The organism is Kitasatospora sp. NPDC015121, from assembly GCF_055562955.1.
Genome location: NZ_JBVHEH010000019.1, coordinates 56,645 through 72,957 on the forward strand (window position 1 = coordinate 56,645; position 16,313 = coordinate 72,957).

At 61.0% G+C, this 16,313-nt stretch carries 14 protein-coding genes; 9 read left to right on the forward strand and 5 right to left on the reverse strand.

Annotated elements, in window-relative coordinates; all coding sequences use genetic code 11:
- The first annotated feature begins 410 nt into the window (after positions 1–410).
- The 4 genes from lanKC (at position 411) to ACZ3J7_RS27070 (ending at position 5,702) form a co-directional block, all read left to right on the forward strand.
- Positions 411–2,993, forward strand: coding sequence for a class III lanthionine synthetase LanKC (gene lanKC / locus ACZ3J7_RS27055; RefSeq protein ID WP_353799015.1), 2,583 nt, complete (start codon positions 411–413; stop codon positions 2,991–2,993).
- 62 nt (positions 2,994–3,055) lie between these two features.
- The gene (locus ACZ3J7_RS27060; protein ID WP_366054867.1) at positions 3,056–3,244 is read left to right on the forward strand and encodes a hypothetical protein; all 189 of its coding nucleotides are present in this window, start codon (positions 3,056–3,058) and stop codon (positions 3,242–3,244) included.
- 176 nt (positions 3,245–3,420) lie between these two features.
- Positions 3,421–4,401 carry a hypothetical protein gene (locus ACZ3J7_RS27065; RefSeq protein ID WP_298781758.1) on the forward strand — a complete coding sequence of 327 codons (981 nt, stop codon included), beginning with the start codon at positions 3,421–3,423 and terminating at the stop codon, positions 4,399–4,401.
- Between the two features lie 62 nt (positions 4,402–4,463).
- On the forward strand, positions 4,464–5,702 hold the full coding sequence (locus ACZ3J7_RS27070) for an HNH endonuclease signature motif containing protein (protein ID WP_353799016.1): 1,239 nt from the start codon (positions 4,464–4,466) through the stop codon (positions 5,700–5,702).
- An 81-nt stretch (positions 5,703–5,783) separates the two neighbouring features.
- Here ACZ3J7_RS27070 and ACZ3J7_RS27075 read toward each other — a convergent pair whose 3' ends face one another.
- Positions 5,784–6,626, reverse strand: coding sequence for an SDR family oxidoreductase (locus ACZ3J7_RS27075; RefSeq protein WP_465625534.1), 843 nt, complete (start codon positions 6,624–6,626; stop codon positions 5,784–5,786).
- Positions 6,627–6,903: 277 nt separating this feature from the next.
- On the opposite strand from ACZ3J7_RS27075, the gene ACZ3J7_RS27080 reads away from it, so the two are divergent.
- The 4 genes from ACZ3J7_RS27080 to ACZ3J7_RS27095 all read left to right on the forward strand — a co-directional run bounded on the left by ACZ3J7_RS27080 (position 6,904) and on the right by ACZ3J7_RS27095 (position 11,543).
- Entirely contained in the window at positions 6,904–7,911 is a 1,008-nt protein-coding gene (locus tag ACZ3J7_RS27080) for an AurF N-oxygenase family protein (RefSeq protein WP_124568020.1), read from the forward strand.
- A 33-nt stretch (positions 7,912–7,944) separates the two neighbouring features.
- Positions 7,945–9,672, forward strand: a complete 1,728-nt coding sequence (locus ACZ3J7_RS27085) for an FAD-dependent oxidoreductase (protein ID WP_298781747.1) — start codon at positions 7,945–7,947, stop codon at positions 9,670–9,672.
- A gap of 210 nt (positions 9,673–9,882) precedes the next feature.
- On the forward strand, positions 9,883–10,356 hold the full coding sequence (locus tag ACZ3J7_RS27090) for a Zn-ribbon domain-containing OB-fold protein (protein WP_095972327.1): 474 nt from the start codon (positions 9,883–9,885) through the stop codon (positions 10,354–10,356).
- Positions 10,353–11,543: a lipid-transfer protein gene (locus tag ACZ3J7_RS27095; RefSeq protein WP_095972326.1), complete on the forward strand. Its 1,191-nt coding sequence runs from the start codon at positions 10,353–10,355 to the stop codon at positions 11,541–11,543. Before ACZ3J7_RS27090 ends, ACZ3J7_RS27095 begins: the two co-directional genes overlap by 4 nt.
- A 31-nt stretch (positions 11,544–11,574) precedes the next feature.
- Here the strand turns inward: ACZ3J7_RS27095 and ACZ3J7_RS27100 are convergent, their stop codons facing one another.
- Positions 11,575–12,381 (reverse strand): alpha/beta fold hydrolase, encoded by an 807-nt coding sequence (locus tag ACZ3J7_RS27100; RefSeq protein WP_095972325.1) that lies wholly within the window; start codon positions 12,379–12,381, stop codon positions 11,575–11,577.
- 168 nt (positions 12,382–12,549) lie between these two features.
- On the opposite strand from ACZ3J7_RS27100, the gene ACZ3J7_RS27105 reads away from it, so the two are divergent.
- The gene (locus ACZ3J7_RS27105) at positions 12,550–13,497 is read left to right on the forward strand and encodes a helix-turn-helix domain-containing protein (protein ID WP_298781735.1); all 948 of its coding nucleotides are present in this window, start codon (positions 12,550–12,552) and stop codon (positions 13,495–13,497) included.
- Here ACZ3J7_RS27105 and ACZ3J7_RS27110 read toward each other — a convergent pair.
- Genes ACZ3J7_RS27110 through ACZ3J7_RS27120 form a run of 3 tightly spaced genes read right to left on the reverse strand, consistent with a single transcriptional unit; the run spans position 13,482 to position 16,278 of the window.
- Entirely contained in the window at positions 13,482–14,345 is an 864-nt protein-coding gene (locus tag ACZ3J7_RS27110; protein ID WP_465625537.1) for an ankyrin repeat domain-containing protein, read from the reverse strand. The genes ACZ3J7_RS27105 and ACZ3J7_RS27110 overlap by 16 nt on opposite strands.
- Positions 14,279–15,214 (reverse strand): NAD-dependent epimerase/dehydratase family protein, encoded by a 936-nt coding sequence (locus ACZ3J7_RS27115; protein ID WP_298781729.1) that lies wholly within the window; start codon positions 15,212–15,214, stop codon positions 14,279–14,281. Before ACZ3J7_RS27115 ends, ACZ3J7_RS27110 begins: the two co-directional genes overlap by 67 nt.
- Complete coding sequence (locus ACZ3J7_RS27120; protein WP_124568012.1) at positions 15,211–16,278, reverse strand: NAD(P)H-dependent amine dehydrogenase family protein; 1,068 nt, start codon at positions 16,276–16,278, stop codon at positions 15,211–15,213. The genes ACZ3J7_RS27115 and ACZ3J7_RS27120 overlap by 4 nt, the downstream gene beginning before the upstream one ends.
- Positions 16,279–16,313: the final 35 nt, after the last annotated feature.

Here is a 16,313-nt window from a genome sequence, read left to right on the forward strand (position 1 = left end):
CTCGCATCCCGAAACCCTAGAACAGGTACCAGTTTTCCCGCTTTGTCGAAAAAGTCAAGAAAAGGCAGATAGTTCGTACTTTAGACGCAACGCCAGGGCGATTTACCTCCACTGGAAGTCGGAAAACCGGTCGAGCAGTCGAATAATATTGACAGACAACGTAAACAAATTGGATCAACGAGGCTGCGACGCTCCCAACGCTCGTGCGCTGCACGCGACTATTGGTTCGACCGCGCGACACAACCTGGCCGTCCGGACATCCCTTAGTACTTTTGGATGATAGTTTGCAAATCTCGCCCGAAATGTCCGAAATCGGATAATCTTCCGCCACAAGCAATTCAAGCCACAGGGGATTCGGGGCGTGGCACCAATCGATGACAACCGCAGGGGGACTGACCGGGAGGTTGAGCGTGGACCTGCGATACGTTGCCTTCACACGTGCCGACTCGCATTTCTACGACCGAATCAGAACGGTCACCCGAGCTGATACACCGACTGACCAGCACTTTATCCCCGCAAAGTCGGTTGATTGGTCGCTCTGGCGGCGCGGCCCCCAAAGCGGGCCGTGGAACTACTTCCAACCGCCCGACGGTCTGCTGCCAGAACAAGGATGGAAGATTCACTGCTCCGCTACCCAAGCCAACGCGCAAGAGCTGCTCGACACCGTTTCCGTGTATTGCGGCCGCAATCATGTGCCGTTCAAATTTCTTCGGACGGCAACAGACCTCATGTTGTCCAACAGCAAGCAGGCCAATCGAACATCCAGCGGAAAATTCATCACGATTTATCCGACGGATGGCGTTGCCACACAACGTGTCATCATCGAACTGGACGAGCTTGTCACCGGTGCCGACGGGCCGTACATCCTCAGCGATGTGCGATGGAACCGGGGACCGCTCTACTTACGGTACGGCGCATATCTGCCCATGCAGACCTACGATTCATTCGGCGATAGCGTCCCGGCAATTCGGCGTCCTGACGGATCGCTCGAACCCGATGTGCGCGGCACTTCCTTCAGAACTCCGGACTGGGTACAAATCCCGGACTTCGTTCGCGCACAGCAAGACAAGCTGAAATCACGCGACGCCTTCCCCTATTCGATCAGTGAAGCCCTGCACTTCAGCAACAGCGGAGGGATCTACTCCGCACAGGGTGACGCCGGCATCGATCTGGTCATCAAAGAAGGCCGACCCTTTACCGCCCCGGACGCCAGCGGTCGATACGCAATCGACCGCCTTCGTAACGAGTACGACAAGCTGACTCACCTTGCCGACAACCCGTACTCACCTTCTGCGATCAGCCTGTTCGAGCGCGAAGGCCACCACTTTCTTGTCACCGAGCGCGCTCCCGGTACACCCCTGAATCAGGAAATCGCGATCCGCTATCCGCTCATCCGTGCCGACCAGACACTCAGTTCCCGAACGGAATACAGGACCTGGGCGCTCGACATCGCACTCCAGTTGACCACCGCGGTCGAGAGCTTCCACAGCGCCGGAATCGTTCATGCCGACCTTCACCCCGGCAACGTCCTGTCCTCACCCTCGGGTATTCGGATAGTCGACTTCGAGATGGCACACAACATCGACGAGTATCCGCCCCGGTCCACCGGAGCACCCGGATACACCGCACCGCCACAGCTGAAAGGTGTCGATGCGGACCGCTACTCCTTGGGATGCATCGAGCTGGGACTCTTTGTCCCGCTTACTACATTGTTCCCTCTCGATCACAACAAGATTCCCGAACTCATCGACTACGCGGTGTCTCGATTCGATCTACCTCGCACCTTCCGGGCCTCGCTCTACTCGATGCTCGACGTACACACGCCGGAACCGGAGAACCGCCGGCATCGTTGGGACACGTCGTCGAGGGAATCTCTGCAGCGTACGGACGCTCGATTGCGTTGCGGCATCCTCGCCTCGCTCGATCTCTCCCGCTCTGATCGACTCTTTCCCGGAGACATCGCCCAATTCGAAGTGAACGGCTACGGCATTGCGCACGGCTCGTGCGGAAATCTGCTCGCCGATGATCTACCCACCGACACCTTGGAGTCAGTTCTGGAATGGACTGAACACCAGGTTGATTCGGATGCGCAGCCACAGTTCGGATTCTTCGACGGACTCGCGGGTGCGGTGCACACCTTTCGGCAACTAGGACGACACTCGACTGCCGACAGATGGGTCGAGACTTTGTGTAAAGCTCCACTCGACGAGCTCGATTCCATCCTCTTCCAAGGCCTTTCCGGAATCGGCTGCCTTCTACTCGAGGAATCGGAGTCATGTCCGGCGGCGTCGTCAGCGCTCGCTCTCGTCACCGAGACTCTGCGGGATCGCCTTCCGGAGGCTCGCGCACATGTTCGCTCCGACGACGGAATAGCCTGGGCGACAGCGGGTCGCGGCGGCTTGATGAGAGGGCCGAGCGGGCAAGCGTTGTTCTGGACTCGCCACTACGAACGGACCGGAGATCCTCGATCACTGGAACACGCACGACAGCTTGTCGACATCGACCTGTCCGTGATGCAGATGTGCCCTGACGGTTCGATGCAACTGAGAGAAGAGCGCCGGACAATGCCGTATCTGGGATCGGGATCCGTCGGTGTGGGCCTGGTGCTTCTACAACTTGTGCGACATGTCGACGAACCGCGCTATGCGTCTGCCCTACATGCCATAGCCCGCGCTGCCGCCGTCGAATTCACTGCCCAAGCCGGACTGCTCAACGGGCGAGCCGGGCTGATTCTCTTCCTCGGCGAACTCTCCAAGACTCCATATGCCGGCGCCGATTGCGAACAGACGCTTGCGCAGCAGTTCCAGCTTCTGGGCTTGCACAGCCTCGATCACGCAGGAGGCCTTTACTTTCCAGGTGAGCAGAATTTGAGGCTCTCGACAGACTGGGCAACCGGATCTGCGGGAATTCTCGCATTGCTCCGAGATACCGGATCGGCACCTCGCCGACCGTCGTTCCCACTGATGTGTGCGTCGAACTGCCACATCACCTGATTGTTCGACAGTTATCACCCACGGCAGATTGGAGCACAGGAGTATCAGGCCAAGAACCTGAAATGGAAGCAGCACCGCAAGACAATTCGATCGATGACATCCATCGGCAAGAACGCCGATCAACAAAGGAAATGACAATGGACGCTATTCTCTCGCTTCAAGATCTGTCAGTCGCCGCCGGCAATGTCGGAGACGCCGGCCAACTCGAGCAGAACGCGGCAATCAGTTCGCTCAGTTTCTTCTGCCTCTGACCTCAGGCCGATACCTCGGAGCAGGTCCGGGGTATCGGCTTTCGAAATCCATGTGGATCACCAAACGAACAGTATTGTTTCATCATGAGACGCATCCACACGTCACCGAGCTGCATTCGCCGATGATCTACGCGACCTGGAGGCAATGTCGAGGGCAGATCCTATGGTCGTTGGCGGTGATATTCCTCCTGATCTTGACAGCCGCCGTTTCAGGCTGGTTCGTTCAGCGTTCGGGCGAGAGTTGGGACTTCGGGGGCATCTGCTCGCGCTGGTACGACGGAGGTGGCGGTTGCCGCGCCGACACCGCTCTTACCTTGACGGCGCTTCTTGTTCTTCTTCCGTTTACCTCAGGAATGCTGGTGGGTGTCACCACTTTCTCCCGAGACTTCGAGCAGGGCCCCGAGAATCTCGACCTTCGCGAGTCCACCGGCCTTGTTCGATGGTATTTCCTGCGAGTCCTGGTGGCCTTCGTTCCCATCACCCTTGCGATGACAGTCCTGGGCCTGGTGCTCGGCTGGACCCATACACTGGGCCGGGGACAGGCAACAGATGAAGCCACCTCGTTTTCCTTGATGGAGTTCCCCAATTTTCAAACGACGGGAATCGCCGTCGGCGCCTACGCCTTTCTGGCGATGAGTACCGGCAGCGCAGCCGCATTGCTCATCCGCAACACCGTCGTCTCAATGGTCACGACTCTCCTCGTGTTCTTCATCGTGCCCGTCGCACTGAGCGCGATGGTCCGCGAGCATTACACGGCCCCGGACATTGACGTCCAACCCATCGACGGACTGGCCCGTGCAGCGGAATACGCACCGTCGCCGTATAGAAATCTCGACTCGAGATGGGTTATCGGAGCCGGCTTCGCCGATACGGACGGCAACATGATCGACGCCGACTACACAATGTGCTGGGGCTCAGACAATTCCGATCGCCAGCAGCAAGCCCTCGAAGTCGACAACTGCCTTCGAGAACAGGGAATCGATCACTATGCCGTGGTCTATCACCCGCAGAGCCGGTACTGGCATTTTCAGTTCATCGAGACCGCCGTGATGCTGTTGTGCTCCGGGTTGATGATGGCGCTCGCACTCGTCGGCGCACACGGACTGCGTCGGCAGCCCGCCGAGAACCGAATGTCCGAAATGCCGAAATCGGTTTAACATCAGCAATTTTCGATCAATTTCCTCTTGTGTTCGAATCTTTGTTCGAATATGATTGCTGCATGGACAGTCGGGATGCGTGGCAACTGGATGGTGAGGACCTCAAGGGTGAGGTTCTGGATCTGGTGCGTGTCCGGCACGAGTTGCAGTCGCGGATGGTGTTGCTGATCGTGGAGATGTTTTCCCGGGATGTTCTCGGTGGGAAGGGTTTTCGGGCGATCGCGCAGTGGTTGCACGGTTCGACGAATTTGGAGATCGGTGAGTGCAGCCTGCTGGTGGGCCTGGCGCGGTTGCTGATGCTCGAACCTGTGGTGGGCGATGCGTTTCATCGCGGTGATGTGGATGCGTTGAAAGCCCGTCAGGTGGCGTCGTTTTGTCAGCATCCGCCCAAGAACATGACCCCGGCCGATGTGGACAAGGCGCGCGAGATCCTGCTCGGCCTGGCGTCGAAGAACATTGCCGATTGTGATGCGGTGCGGGCGGCGATCCACCGAATCGAGAAGCAGTACGGCAAGCGCGAGGACGGTGTTCCGGTCGGGGAAGACTCTGAGCGCAATGAGTTCTACGCCTCGAAGGGCCTTTACGGGCGGGTCACAGTCAAGGGTGATTTGGATGCGGTGAACGGGGCCCGTCTGATCACGTTGTTGTCGAGCCTGTCCGCTCCGACGCCGGAGAAGGACGGTGTCAAGGACACCCGCACGCCGGCATTACGACGGGCGGACGGGTTTTGCGAGTTGTTGCGCCGGTACGAGCGGGCGGGGTTGGGTCCGATCGAAGGCGGCGTGAAACCACACATCACGGTCACCGCGTCCGCGAAAGACATGACGGACCTGCAGGCGTTGAAAGACCTGTTGCCGTCCACTGAGGAGTTGGGGTTTGCGTGGACGGATTGGGTGGGCCCGATCAGTATCGATACTGCCCGGATGTTGGCCTGCGACTGCACCGTCACCCGAATTTTGTTGGATGAAAATGGTGTTCCGCTCGACTGCGGTAAGGAAGCGAGAACGGCGACCGTTCCGCAGCGGCGGGCGTTGGCAGTTCGTGATGGCGGGTGTGCGTTTCCGGGGTGCGGGACACCATCGGGATGGTGCGACGCCCACCATATCGTTCACTGGAACGATGGTGGCCCAACAGATCTCGACAATTTGATCTTGTTGTGCGGCCACCATCACCGGACGCTGCACCACACGCAGTGGCGGGTGGAGATCGGCCCGGATCGGAAGTCGGTGTTCTATCCGCCGATGTCGATCGACCCGTATCAACAGCCGATCGGCGGGAACAGCCCACCCACAGCGGCGTGAATCGCGACAATTGAATACATCAGTACCGGGGACGAACCATGCCCCGGTACTGACGCGCGTTTTTGGTCAGATCCCAACCCTTCAAATCCCAGCTCTACGCACGAGTGCATCTGTAGCCGAGGGAGATACGACGTCGATCGCTCGTAACAGCCCCGCGTACCGCGGATACAGCTCGACGGGACGCGTATTGATCGCCCGCAAGATCCACGATGCAGCTTGATCGGCCGTCAGCGCCGGCTGGCTCACGTAATCCGCCGTCGGCGCGATCATCGGTGTTCGTATGAGCGGGAATTGCACTGTGGTGACGTCGACGCCAGTGCCGTGACATTCCGCGCCGAGGCTTCGGCCGAAGGCACTGAGCGCAGACTTCGACGCGTGGTAGGCGCTGAACCTCGGCATCACCCCGGCGGTGACTCCCCAGGTTCCGACGTTGATGATGTGCCCGGCCTTCGCCTCGAGCATCGCGGGCAGCAGACGCAACGTCAGTCGTGTAGGTCCGAAGTAATTCAGCGCCATGGTGCGCTCGTAGTCGTGGAATCGGTCGACCGAATCCAACGCAGTACGCCGGATCGAGCGCCCCGCATTGTTGACGAGGATGTCGATCGACCCGAATCGATCCGCGATCGTCTCCGCGAGTTCGTCGACAGCTTCCCCACGGGATAGGTCCGCAGGCACGATGTGCGCCCATCCGCCCTTGCGGTGGATCTCGTCGCGTACGTGTTCGAGGTTTTCCTCACCGCGCGCAACCAGGATCATCTCGGCCCCTCGGCGGGCCAAGAGATGAGCAGTCGCCTCACCGATCCCCGAGGAAGCTCCTGTCAGAACGATCGTCTTGTCGGAGAGTGTGACGCCACGCGACGGAACAAGAGAGCGCAAACGCGTCGGCGGACTCAAGGCAATATTGCTGAGCAGCGTTCTGATCACATCGGCCTCGGTTCGATCTTCACGTGCGTTTCGGTGCGAACCCATCCCTGAACAGCCAACTTCGAGCGCACCGCGGAAATTACTCAAAAGTAAGTTATGGCTCCGTTTCGACCGTGTCAAGAATTCGTCGAGATCCAGGAGTATCTGCCACTAGCTTTTCCTGATACCTCGGGTTACATTAAATCCAGACCGAGTGCCAGCGATCACACAACCGGCCCTCGATTCCACCGAACACCGCGAGAAATACCAGCGGTGACCGAAACGAAGAGGAGACGCCATGACGCTCACATCGCCGCTCGACAAGCGCGGAGAAGCATCCGACGACTCGTACAACGAGACGCTTCGACTCCTGTCCGAGGGCTCGGTGCACAAGCACTTCGACCCGTACCTCGACATCGACTGGGACTCCCCCGAGTTTGCCGTCGTTCCGAACGATCGCCGCTGGATCCTCCCGGCCGAGACTGACCCGTTGGGTGCACACCCCTGGTACCAGTCGCAGTCCGAGGCCAAGCAGATCGAAATCGGCATGTGGCGCCAGGCCAACGTCGCGAAGGTCGGTCTCCAGTTCGAGAACATCCTGATCCGCGGCATGATGCAGTACGTCTTCTCGCTGCCCAACGATTCGGCCGAGGCGCGCTACTGCACGCACGAGTCCGTCGAAGAGTGCAACCACACGATGATGTTCCAGGAGATGGTCAACCGCATCGGTGCCGACGCTCCCGGCATGAGCCGTCCGATGAAGATGCTTGCACCCTTCATCCCCCTTGCTGCGGGTCCGTTCCCCGAACTGTTCTTCGTCGGTGTCCTCGCCGGTGAAGAGCCGATCGACCACATTCAGAAGAGCATCCTGCGCGCCGGCGGCCAGATCCACCCGATCATGCAGTCGGTCATGGCCATCCACGTAGCCGAGGAAGCACGTCACATCTCGTTCGCTCACAAGCTTCTGAGCCGTCGCATCCCGCTGATGTCACGCCCGAACCGGTTCGTCCTCTCGCTGCTGTTCCCGATCGTCATGCGCATTCTCTGTGACGCCATCGTCATCCCGCCGAAGTCCTTCTGGAAGCAGTTCGACATCCCGAAGTCCGTGAAGAAGGACCTGTTCTGGGATCTGCCCGAATCGCGTCAGACCCTGCGCAACTACTTCGGTGACGTCCGCATGCTGGCCACCGACACCGGCCTGATGAACCGTGCCTCGCGCCTGGTGTGGAAGGCATGCAAGATGGACGGCCGCGCATCGCGCTTCCGCAGCGAACCTCACCGCAGCTCGCACAACGCCGCCGCGTAGCTCCCGGACAGTCGAGATCGGACTCATAGCGCCATGCCACACGTAGTCACGCAGTCCTGTTGCAGCGACGCCTCGTGCGTCTACGCCTGCCCGGTCAACTGCATCCATCCGACGCCGGACGAGCCGGACTTCCTCACCGCCGAGATGCTGCATATCGATCCGCAGGCCTGCGTCGACTGCGGCGCATGTGTCTCGGCCTGCCCGGTCGATGCCATCGTCCCCGAATCGAAGCTGACCGACCCTCAGCGGGTATTCCTGTCCATCAATGCGGACTTCTACAAGGAAGAGCGGCCTCGGCCGCTTCTCGCCAAGGTCATCCCGGCAGCGCACGTCGACAAGGGCCGACCGCCGTTGCGAGTTGCGATCGTCGGTTCCGGCCCGTCCGCGATGTATGCCGCGGACGAGTTGCTGACGCAGCCCGACGTGCAGGTCAACGTTTTCGATCGCCTTCCCGTGCCCTACGGCCTGGTCAGAGCCGGAGTTGCTCCGGATCATCAGAAGACCAAGCAGGTCACTCGCTTGTTCGACAAGATCGCCGCACAAAAGGGTTTCGAGTTCTACCTCAACGTCGAGATCGGCAAGCACATCTCGCACAGCGAACTGCTCGAAAATCACCATGCGGTGCTCTACGCAGTCGGCGCATCGTCCGACCGTGGTCTCGGCATTCCGGGTGCTGATCTGCCTGGCACGGCATCGGCCACCGACTTCGTGGCCTGGTACAACGGCCACCCCGATCACGCCGACGACGTCTTCGACCTCTCGCATCGCCGCGCGGTCATCATCGGAAACGGAAACGTCGCGCTCGACGTCGCTCGCATTCTCACGGCCGATCCCGAGAAGTTGGCGCGCACTGACATCTCCGCTCACGCACTCGCCGCTCTGCGGAAGAGTCGCGTCGAAGAAGTTGTCATCGTGGGTCGACGCGGAATCGCGCAGTCCGCGTTCACAGTCCCCGAGTTCACCGGCCTGATGGCACTGCCGGACATCGAACTCTCTGTCGGACCCGACGACATGGTTCTCGACTCGGCCACCGAAGAACTGGCAAAACGCGGCGAGCTTCCGCATGCCGTCGAGCAGAAGTTGCGTCTACTCGAAGCACTGAAGAACCGCGATCACGTCGACGTCGGCAACAAGCGCATCACGTTGCGCTACCTGCTCACGCCGACGTCGATCACCGGCGACGATCAGGTCAGTGGAATCGAGTTCGCTCGCAACGCCCTGGTCGACGCCAACGGAACCGTGCAGATCGAGGCGACCGGCGATACCGAGACCATCGATGCCGGCTTGGTCCTCACCTCGATCGGCTACCGCGGAGTGCCCATCGCAGGCGTCCCGTTCGACGAGCGTGCTTCGGTCATTCCGAATGAGAACGGCCGCGTCCTCGAAGCTCCGAACGGCGATCCCGCCACCGGCGTCTACGCGACCGGTTGGATCAAGCGCGGACCGAGTGGGTTCATCGGCACCAACAAGTCCTGCGCGCAGGAAACGATCAGGATGCTCGTCGACGACTTCAACGACGGCCGCCTGACCAACCCGGTCGCCGACGACTCCGCAGTCGATCGTCTGGTCCGGGCGCGACAGTCCGACGTAGTCGACCGCGAGGGCTGGCACGCCATCGACAAGGCGGAACTGGAACGCGGCGCTGCGCACGACCGTGTCCGCGAAAAGGTTCTGGATCAGGTCGAGATCACCTCCATCCTCGACGCTGCGGCCCGGGTGAAGCCGACTCGTCGATTCGGTCGACCCGTTCGCGCTCGCTGATCCACCACAGGTAAACAGCTACTTTCACGCACACGGCCCCGCCTGCAGACTCGTCTGCCCGGCGGGGCCGTCTGCGTTCCGGCAGCGTCCCACTCAGCGAAAATTTATGCCCGTCATCGGCCGAAATCGTGTAATACTGCAACCTGTTCCAGTAAGCGGCACAGCGGGCCCCGATCCCAGGATCAGGCTCGCCAACCAGATGAGGATTGCATGAGCGAGACTGCAACGCCGGCGCCGAACGGGAGTGTGACACCTGCAGTAGAGGGTTGGTTCACCACCGGCGACGAACCTGCACTGATCGGCACGAAGTGCCAATCCTGCGGCACCATTTCCTTCCCTCGTGAGGCGACGTTCTGCAAGAACCCGAGCTGCTTCAGCGAGGAGTTCGACGACGTGGAACTCTCCCGCCGCGGCACCGTCTGGTCGTACACCGACGCGCAGTACCAGCCCCCGCCGCCGTACATCCCGCGCTCGGATCCGTACGAGCCCTTTGCTCTCGCAGCAGTCGAACTACCCGAGGGCATCGTCATCCTCGGCCAGGTGGCCGACGGCTTCGGCGTCGACGATCTCAAGGTCGGCAATACCGTCGAGTTGGTAGTCGAGCCGCTGTACACGGATGAAACCGGAGTTCGTACGACGTGGCGCTGGAAGCCTGTCGCCGCCGATCAGGAGTCGAAGTCATGAGCAAGGACGTCGCAGTACTCGGTGTGGGCATGCATCCGTGGGGCAAGTGGGGACAGTCGTTCGTGAAGTACGGTGTTGCCGCCGCTCGCGCCGCGCTCGCCGATTCGGGCGTTGACTGGCAGGACGTCGACTTCATCGTCGGCGGTGAGACCGTCCGCAACGGTTACGGCGGATACGTCGCCGGAGCCACTTTCGCGCAGGCACTCGGCTGGAACGGCGCTCGCGTCGCCACGTCGTACGCCGCCTGTGCGACGGGAGCCCAGGCACTCGACACAGCTCGCGCACGAATCCTGGCCGGCCTCAGCGAAGTTGCCCTGGTCGTCGGTGCCGACACCACCCCCAAAGGTTTCCTCGCCCCCGTTGCCGGTGAGCGTTGGGACGACCCGGACTGGCTGCGCTTCCGCCTCATGGGTATGACCAACCCGGCGTACTTCGCGCTCAACGCGCGTCGTCGCATCGACCTCTACGGCGCCACCGCGGAGGACTTCGCCAACGTGAAGGTCAAGAACGCCAAGCACGGGCTCAATAATCCGAATGCGCGCTACCGCAAGGAAGTCACCGTCGAGAACGTGTTGGCCTCCCCCGTGGTGTCCAATCCTCTGCATTTGCTCGACATCTGCGCGACCTCCGACGGCGGCGCAGCAATCTTGCTGACGTCGATGGAATACGCCCGCAAGATGGGCATCGCGGAACCTGTTCGCATCAAGGCTATTTCGACGGTCACGCCGACGTTCCCGCAGACGATCATGGACATGCCGAACTTCTCCACCGATTCCAGCTCTGCCGTCCCCGCTCCGGAGCGCACGTTCAAGGAATCCATCGGCTACGCCGCGTACGAGGAAGCCGGGATCTCTCCCGAGGACGTCGACGTCGCCGAGGTCTACGACCTCGCCACCTCGGTGGAACTGGACTGGATCGAAGACCTCGCCCTGTGCAAGCGGGGCGAGGCGGAGCACCTTCTGCGTGCGGGTGACACCAGCATCGGTGGCCGCATCCCGGTCAATCCGTCCGGTGGACTCGCGTGCTTCGGCGAAGCCGTTCCCGCACAGGCACTTGCGCAGGTCTGCGAGCTCACCTGGCAGCTTCGTGGACAGGCCGAAGGCCGCCAGGTCGAAGGTGCTCGCATCGGAATCACCGCCAACCAGGGCCTGTTCGGCCACGGCTCCTCGGTGATCGTTTCCGCCTGACCCTAGTTCTTCTTTCGTGGCGGTCGCTCACTCATCCGTGAGCGGCCGCCACGATCACGTCTGCCACTGCCCCCGGCTGTGAAACCAGCGATGCATGCGACGTCGGGAGTTCGCTCGTGTTCGCTCCCATCCGATTTGCCATGAACCGCTGCGCCGTCGCAGGGATCACTCGGTCTTCACCGGCGACCAGATACCAACTCGGTGTGTTCGCCCACGACGGAGGCCCGCCGAGCTCGAGGTTCGCCCACAGAGCCGCGGACTTCTGATGCGCCAACATCGTTGCCGCTGTCTCGTCGGAAACGTCCTGAGCGAAGACGGAATGGAAATACTCGTCCGTGACATAGCCGTCGACGTTCTTACCGCCGATCGCGTGAGGATCGTCCACGATCTTCAATCCCAGAGCCGGCGGCAGCAATTGGCTGCCCGGGAATCGAATCGGATCGATCGTGATCTGTACCGGTTCTCCCTGAACCGGAGCAAACGCCGCGATGTACACCAACGACTGCACCTTCGGATCGTGGACGTTGGTGATCACCGCTCCGCCGTACGAGTGGCCCACGAGCACGACGGGTCCGTCGATGTCCGCAACCGTCTTCTCGATCACGGACGCATCGTAAGCGGGTCCACGCAGAGGATTGTCCGGTACCACGACTCGATAGCCGCGCGAACGTAAGTCGGCGGCGACGCCGTCCCAACTGGTCGCGTCGGCAAAGGCGCCGTGAACCAGAACGACAGTCGGCTTGGGGCTTGCCACCGCGGCACCAGAGCCGAAGATCAGTCCGGCCGCGACTGTCATGAGCATTGCCAGAACTGCTGTGAATACACGTGAGATCTTCATGCGTTTCCTTCACTCTCGTCGAAAAGCGAGAAACTGCGGCAAGCCGGGACATGCCCGTTTCGATCCTAGAAACACCGGGTGCGACGGACATGACTGTCCGTGCAGACTTCTGGGCTCACACTGCACAGCTTCTGGTTGAGCGTCCGCATCGCGGGGTATCAAGCCTGCATGGCTTTGCTCCTGGATACCTCCGTGTTGGAGCCTGACCAACGCACGGACGCCTTTGTCGACGCGATGGGTCGCGCCTCGGTTCCGTGCGCAATCCACGTGGAGAACCCGGATCGGGTGAGCGCACGAATGAACGTGTGGAATCTGGGCGCCGCATCACTGTTCCGCTCCGAGTCGACCGGGATGCGATTGACCCGTGCCCCACACCACGTCCGGTCCACATCGATGCCCGTTCTTGCGATTGCTCTGCAGGAGAGTGGAATCGGCCATCTCGACCAGTACCAATCACAGCGCAGGGTCCCGGCCGGTGAACTCCTCATGACGGACCTGACCTCGACCTACGATTTCTCCTGGTCGGGAACGGGCGCTTCCCAGTGCCTCTACGTTCCGATGGATCGGCTGGGATTGCCGATCGACACCGTCCGCGACGCAGCTACCCGGCCTCATCACAGCAACCTGTACCCCTTGATGATTGCGCACGTTCGCGAATTGTTCCGTGGCGCCGACCTACTGGACACCGATCCTGCGGCCGAACAACTGGGTGAGGCTTCGATCGAACTCGCGCGCGCGTTGGTCACCTCGATCGCGCATGCGAATCCCCACGTGTCGACCCCGAGATCGGCACTCGCCATGACCTCGATCCGTCGATACATCCGCGAACACCTTCACGATCCGGCGCTGCATCCCGCACGAATTGCCCACGCCCACAACATCTCACTGCGACAGCTGTACAAGACCTGCTCGGACAACGACTTTCGGATCGAACAGTGGATCATCACCCAGCGTCTGCGGAAGGCTCGTGAAGAACTTCGTGGACCGGCCACCGCCGACCTGCCGATCGCGGCCATCGCCCACCGGGCAGGCTTCGTCGACGCCGGCCACTTCAGCCGACGCTTTCGGCAGGCCTACGGAGTCAGCCCGACTCGTTGGCGTCAGCCCCGCGATTGAAGCAGCGCCACAACGTCTGTTTGACCACGACTTTCGGCATTGCCCAACGCCGTCTTTCCCGACGCATCCCGGATCGAGGGATCTGCCCCTGCGTCGAGTAGCTGGGTGATCACATCGACATAGCGCGCGGATCCGTCACCGTAGACGACAGCTTCGAGTAGGGCAGTCCACCCTGGATCATTGACGTGATCGACCGGGACCCCGGCAGCGATCAGCATCCGGACCGTCTCGACATGCGCGTGTTCACTCGCGGGAATCAGAGCCGTACCGCCGTAACGGTTCACGCTGTCGACGTCCGCGCCGTGGGTGAGCGTGAGCGCCAGAATCTCGTTCAATCCCTCGGCTCCGGAATACAGGAAAGCCGAATCCTGCATGGAGTCCTTCGCATTCACGTCTGCCCCGGCAAGAATCAACGTCGACGCCGCGGCGACGGCGTTGTTCTTGGTGGCCTCGACGAGCGGAGTACGTTCATCTTCGCCGCGAGCTTCGATGTTCGCGCCGGCGCCCAAGGCAGCGGTGATCGCTGCCGGATCATTGCGGTCCACAGCGTCGAAGAGGGCGCGTTCGGTTTCCGGCGTCGATGGTGGCAAGGCACTCGTAGGCGGTACGGCTGCCGTGGTAGTCACAGACGACGAGGTAGTCGGCACCACCGAGGTGTCGGAAGAACTGCAGCTCGTCACAGCTCCGGTCACTGATACCGCGAAGATTCCGCAAGAAAGGACAGTTCTCGACATCCGCTTCATGGAACCAGTCTTCCACAGCCGGCCGAATGGACTGACGATCAAAGATAGGGCGACATCTTCAGCATCGATCGTCTCACCAACGGTTTGAACGCCGGAATGATCCACCGTTTCCAGCCGAGCGTGGCTGCGATGTCGGCGGTGATGTCGTCGAAACTTCGGCTCTGATACCGCAACAACCGCTGACTTTCCTCGGTGTCCACCCAGTCGGTCACGTACTCCTTGCCACTGAAGGCACTATCGGGCAACGGTTCCAACCCCATTGCCCGCAGCATTCTCGCCAGATATTCGCGATAGGTCACCTGACAAGACTCACCACCACCGACGAAGAGCACCCGGCCCCACACCTGCGGCGTCTCCAGCGCGTTGGCAAGTGCGACAGCAGCGTCGTCGGGGTGCAGCACTTCGATCCTGTTGTCCAAACCGATCTCGAACATGATGGGATCGGCTCCACGCGCGCCGATGATCGGAACGTCGGCGAACCGCGGTATGAACCACGTCAGACCGGACTCTCGCACTATGCGTTCACCCTCGATTTTGTGGGCGGTGTACCCATCCGTCGCCTCGAGTGGATCATCCACTCTACGAGGAGGTTTCCGATGCATCGTTCGGCCGTGAACATCGAATGTCGATGCAAAGACAAGTTTGGGCGGATCACTCTGCGACAGCGCTGCCGTGACGACGTTACGGGTTCCCTCGACGTTGACCTTCGCCGCACCAGCAACATCGAGCTCGCTGACGGGCGGAATGACTGCAGCCAAGTGAACTACGACCTCGATACCCGCCACTGCAGCCTCGACCGTCTGGTAGTCACGAATATCTCCCCAGACCGTTTCGACGGCGCGAAAGGCACTCGCCCGCTTGCGATCCTCGGGAGTTGCCAGCGCAAGACAACGAACATCATGGCCTCGGCGCACGAGCTCCGCCAGAACGTGCGAACCGATGTTCCCGAAGGCTCCGGTCAAGAGCACCTTCATGATCGGATGGTGCCTCGCCCGGCGACAAGGGGGAGATCCAGCGCAGAAACGAGCCCGGCCTCGATCCCGTCGAGCATCGGAATGGCATTGATCGCTCGCATTCCCGTCGCCAGGCACCCTCCGGTGATCGGATCCCCGTCGAGCGCTCCACGGAACGCCGTTTCCTGCGTGATGTCCGGACTACCTTTGATGATGACGCGATAGACGTCGTTCTCCACGGAAGTTGCTCTGGGCCAGTGCGTTGCTGCGTCGTTGGTGATGCGGTTGACGTGCTCGATCACGATCTTCGCGTCGTCTCCCACCCAACCGCGGATCTCGAATCGGACTGCGGCACATTGGCCAGGCTCGATGACTCCGAACGGATACGTGATCGGTTCGGTAGCCGCCCACTTCTCGTACACGGTGTCGATGCGGTCCAACTTGACCCCGACGGCGTCGGCGATCATCGGAATGGTGTGACCCCATGCGAAGATCAGCACCTCGGGAATCTCGAGTACCGCCGGCGTATCCACCGAGACGCCGATTCCCATCGTCGAACTGTAGTCACCTGCGTAGTTCGCATAGTCCAACAGTTCCTGCACCCGTACGCTGTCTACGCGGCCACACACCCCCATGAGCGTCAGCGGGAAGAGATCGTTGGCAAATCCCGGATCGATTCCCGTGGTGAAGCACGACTTTCCGCTTTCGCGACACGCCTTTTCGAGGTCCACGAGCATTTCTTCGGGGCAGGCCTTCGGGTAGACCAACGGCGTCATCGACGTCGACACCACGTGCTTACCCGACAGCAGGGAGCGCGACATGTTCGCGATGTTCTCGACGGCGAACTCCGCAGTCGGACCGAAGTATGCAACGGCGTCGGCATCGACGGCCAGGGCTGCCTCACTGTCGATCGTGGCTGCCAGCCCCACCGGCTCGACTCCGATGAGCGTGCCGACGTCGACGCCGTCCTTGTCGGGGTTGTGCACGATCACGCCGACCAGTTCGAATTCGGGATGATCGAGCAGTTCGCGGATGACCAACTTACCCACGACGCCCGTACCCCACACGATGACCTTGTGTTTCATTGCAGTGCAGTCCTTTCCGGAACAGAGCCGATAGA

What these genes read in the sequence shown, in the direction of transcription:
- ACZ3J7_RS27060 (WP_366054867.1), top strand. Translation starts at nt 3,056, where the DNA reads ATGGAAGCAGCACCGCAAGACAATTCGATCGATGACATCCATCGGCAA.
- ACZ3J7_RS27070 (WP_353799016.1), top strand. Translation starts at nt 4,464, where the DNA reads ATGGACAGTCGGGATGCGTGGCAACTGGATGGTGAGGACCTCAAGGGT.
- ACZ3J7_RS27080 (WP_124568020.1), top strand. Translation starts at nt 6,904, where the DNA reads ATGACGCTCACATCGCCGCTCGACAAGCGCGGAGAAGCATCCGACGAC.
- ACZ3J7_RS27085 (WP_298781747.1), top strand. Translation starts at nt 7,945, where the DNA reads ATGCCACACGTAGTCACGCAGTCCTGTTGCAGCGACGCCTCGTGCGTC.
- ACZ3J7_RS27090 (WP_095972327.1), top strand. Translation starts at nt 9,883, where the DNA reads ATGAGCGAGACTGCAACGCCGGCGCCGAACGGGAGTGTGACACCTGCA.
- ACZ3J7_RS27095 (WP_095972326.1), top strand. Translation starts at nt 10,353, where the DNA reads ATGAGCAAGGACGTCGCAGTACTCGGTGTGGGCATGCATCCGTGGGGC.
- ACZ3J7_RS27100 (WP_095972325.1), bottom strand. Translation starts at nt 12,381, where the DNA reads ATGAAGATCTCACGTGTATTCACAGCAGTTCTGGCAATGCTCATGACA.
- ACZ3J7_RS27105 (WP_298781735.1), top strand. Translation starts at nt 12,550, where the DNA reads ATGGCTTTGCTCCTGGATACCTCCGTGTTGGAGCCTGACCAACGCACG.
- ACZ3J7_RS27115 (WP_298781729.1), bottom strand. Translation starts at nt 15,214, where the DNA reads ATGAAGGTGCTCTTGACCGGAGCCTTCGGGAACATCGGTTCGCACGTT.
- ACZ3J7_RS27120 (WP_124568012.1), bottom strand. Translation starts at nt 16,278, where the DNA reads ATGAAACACAAGGTCATCGTGTGGGGTACGGGCGTCGTGGGTAAGTTG.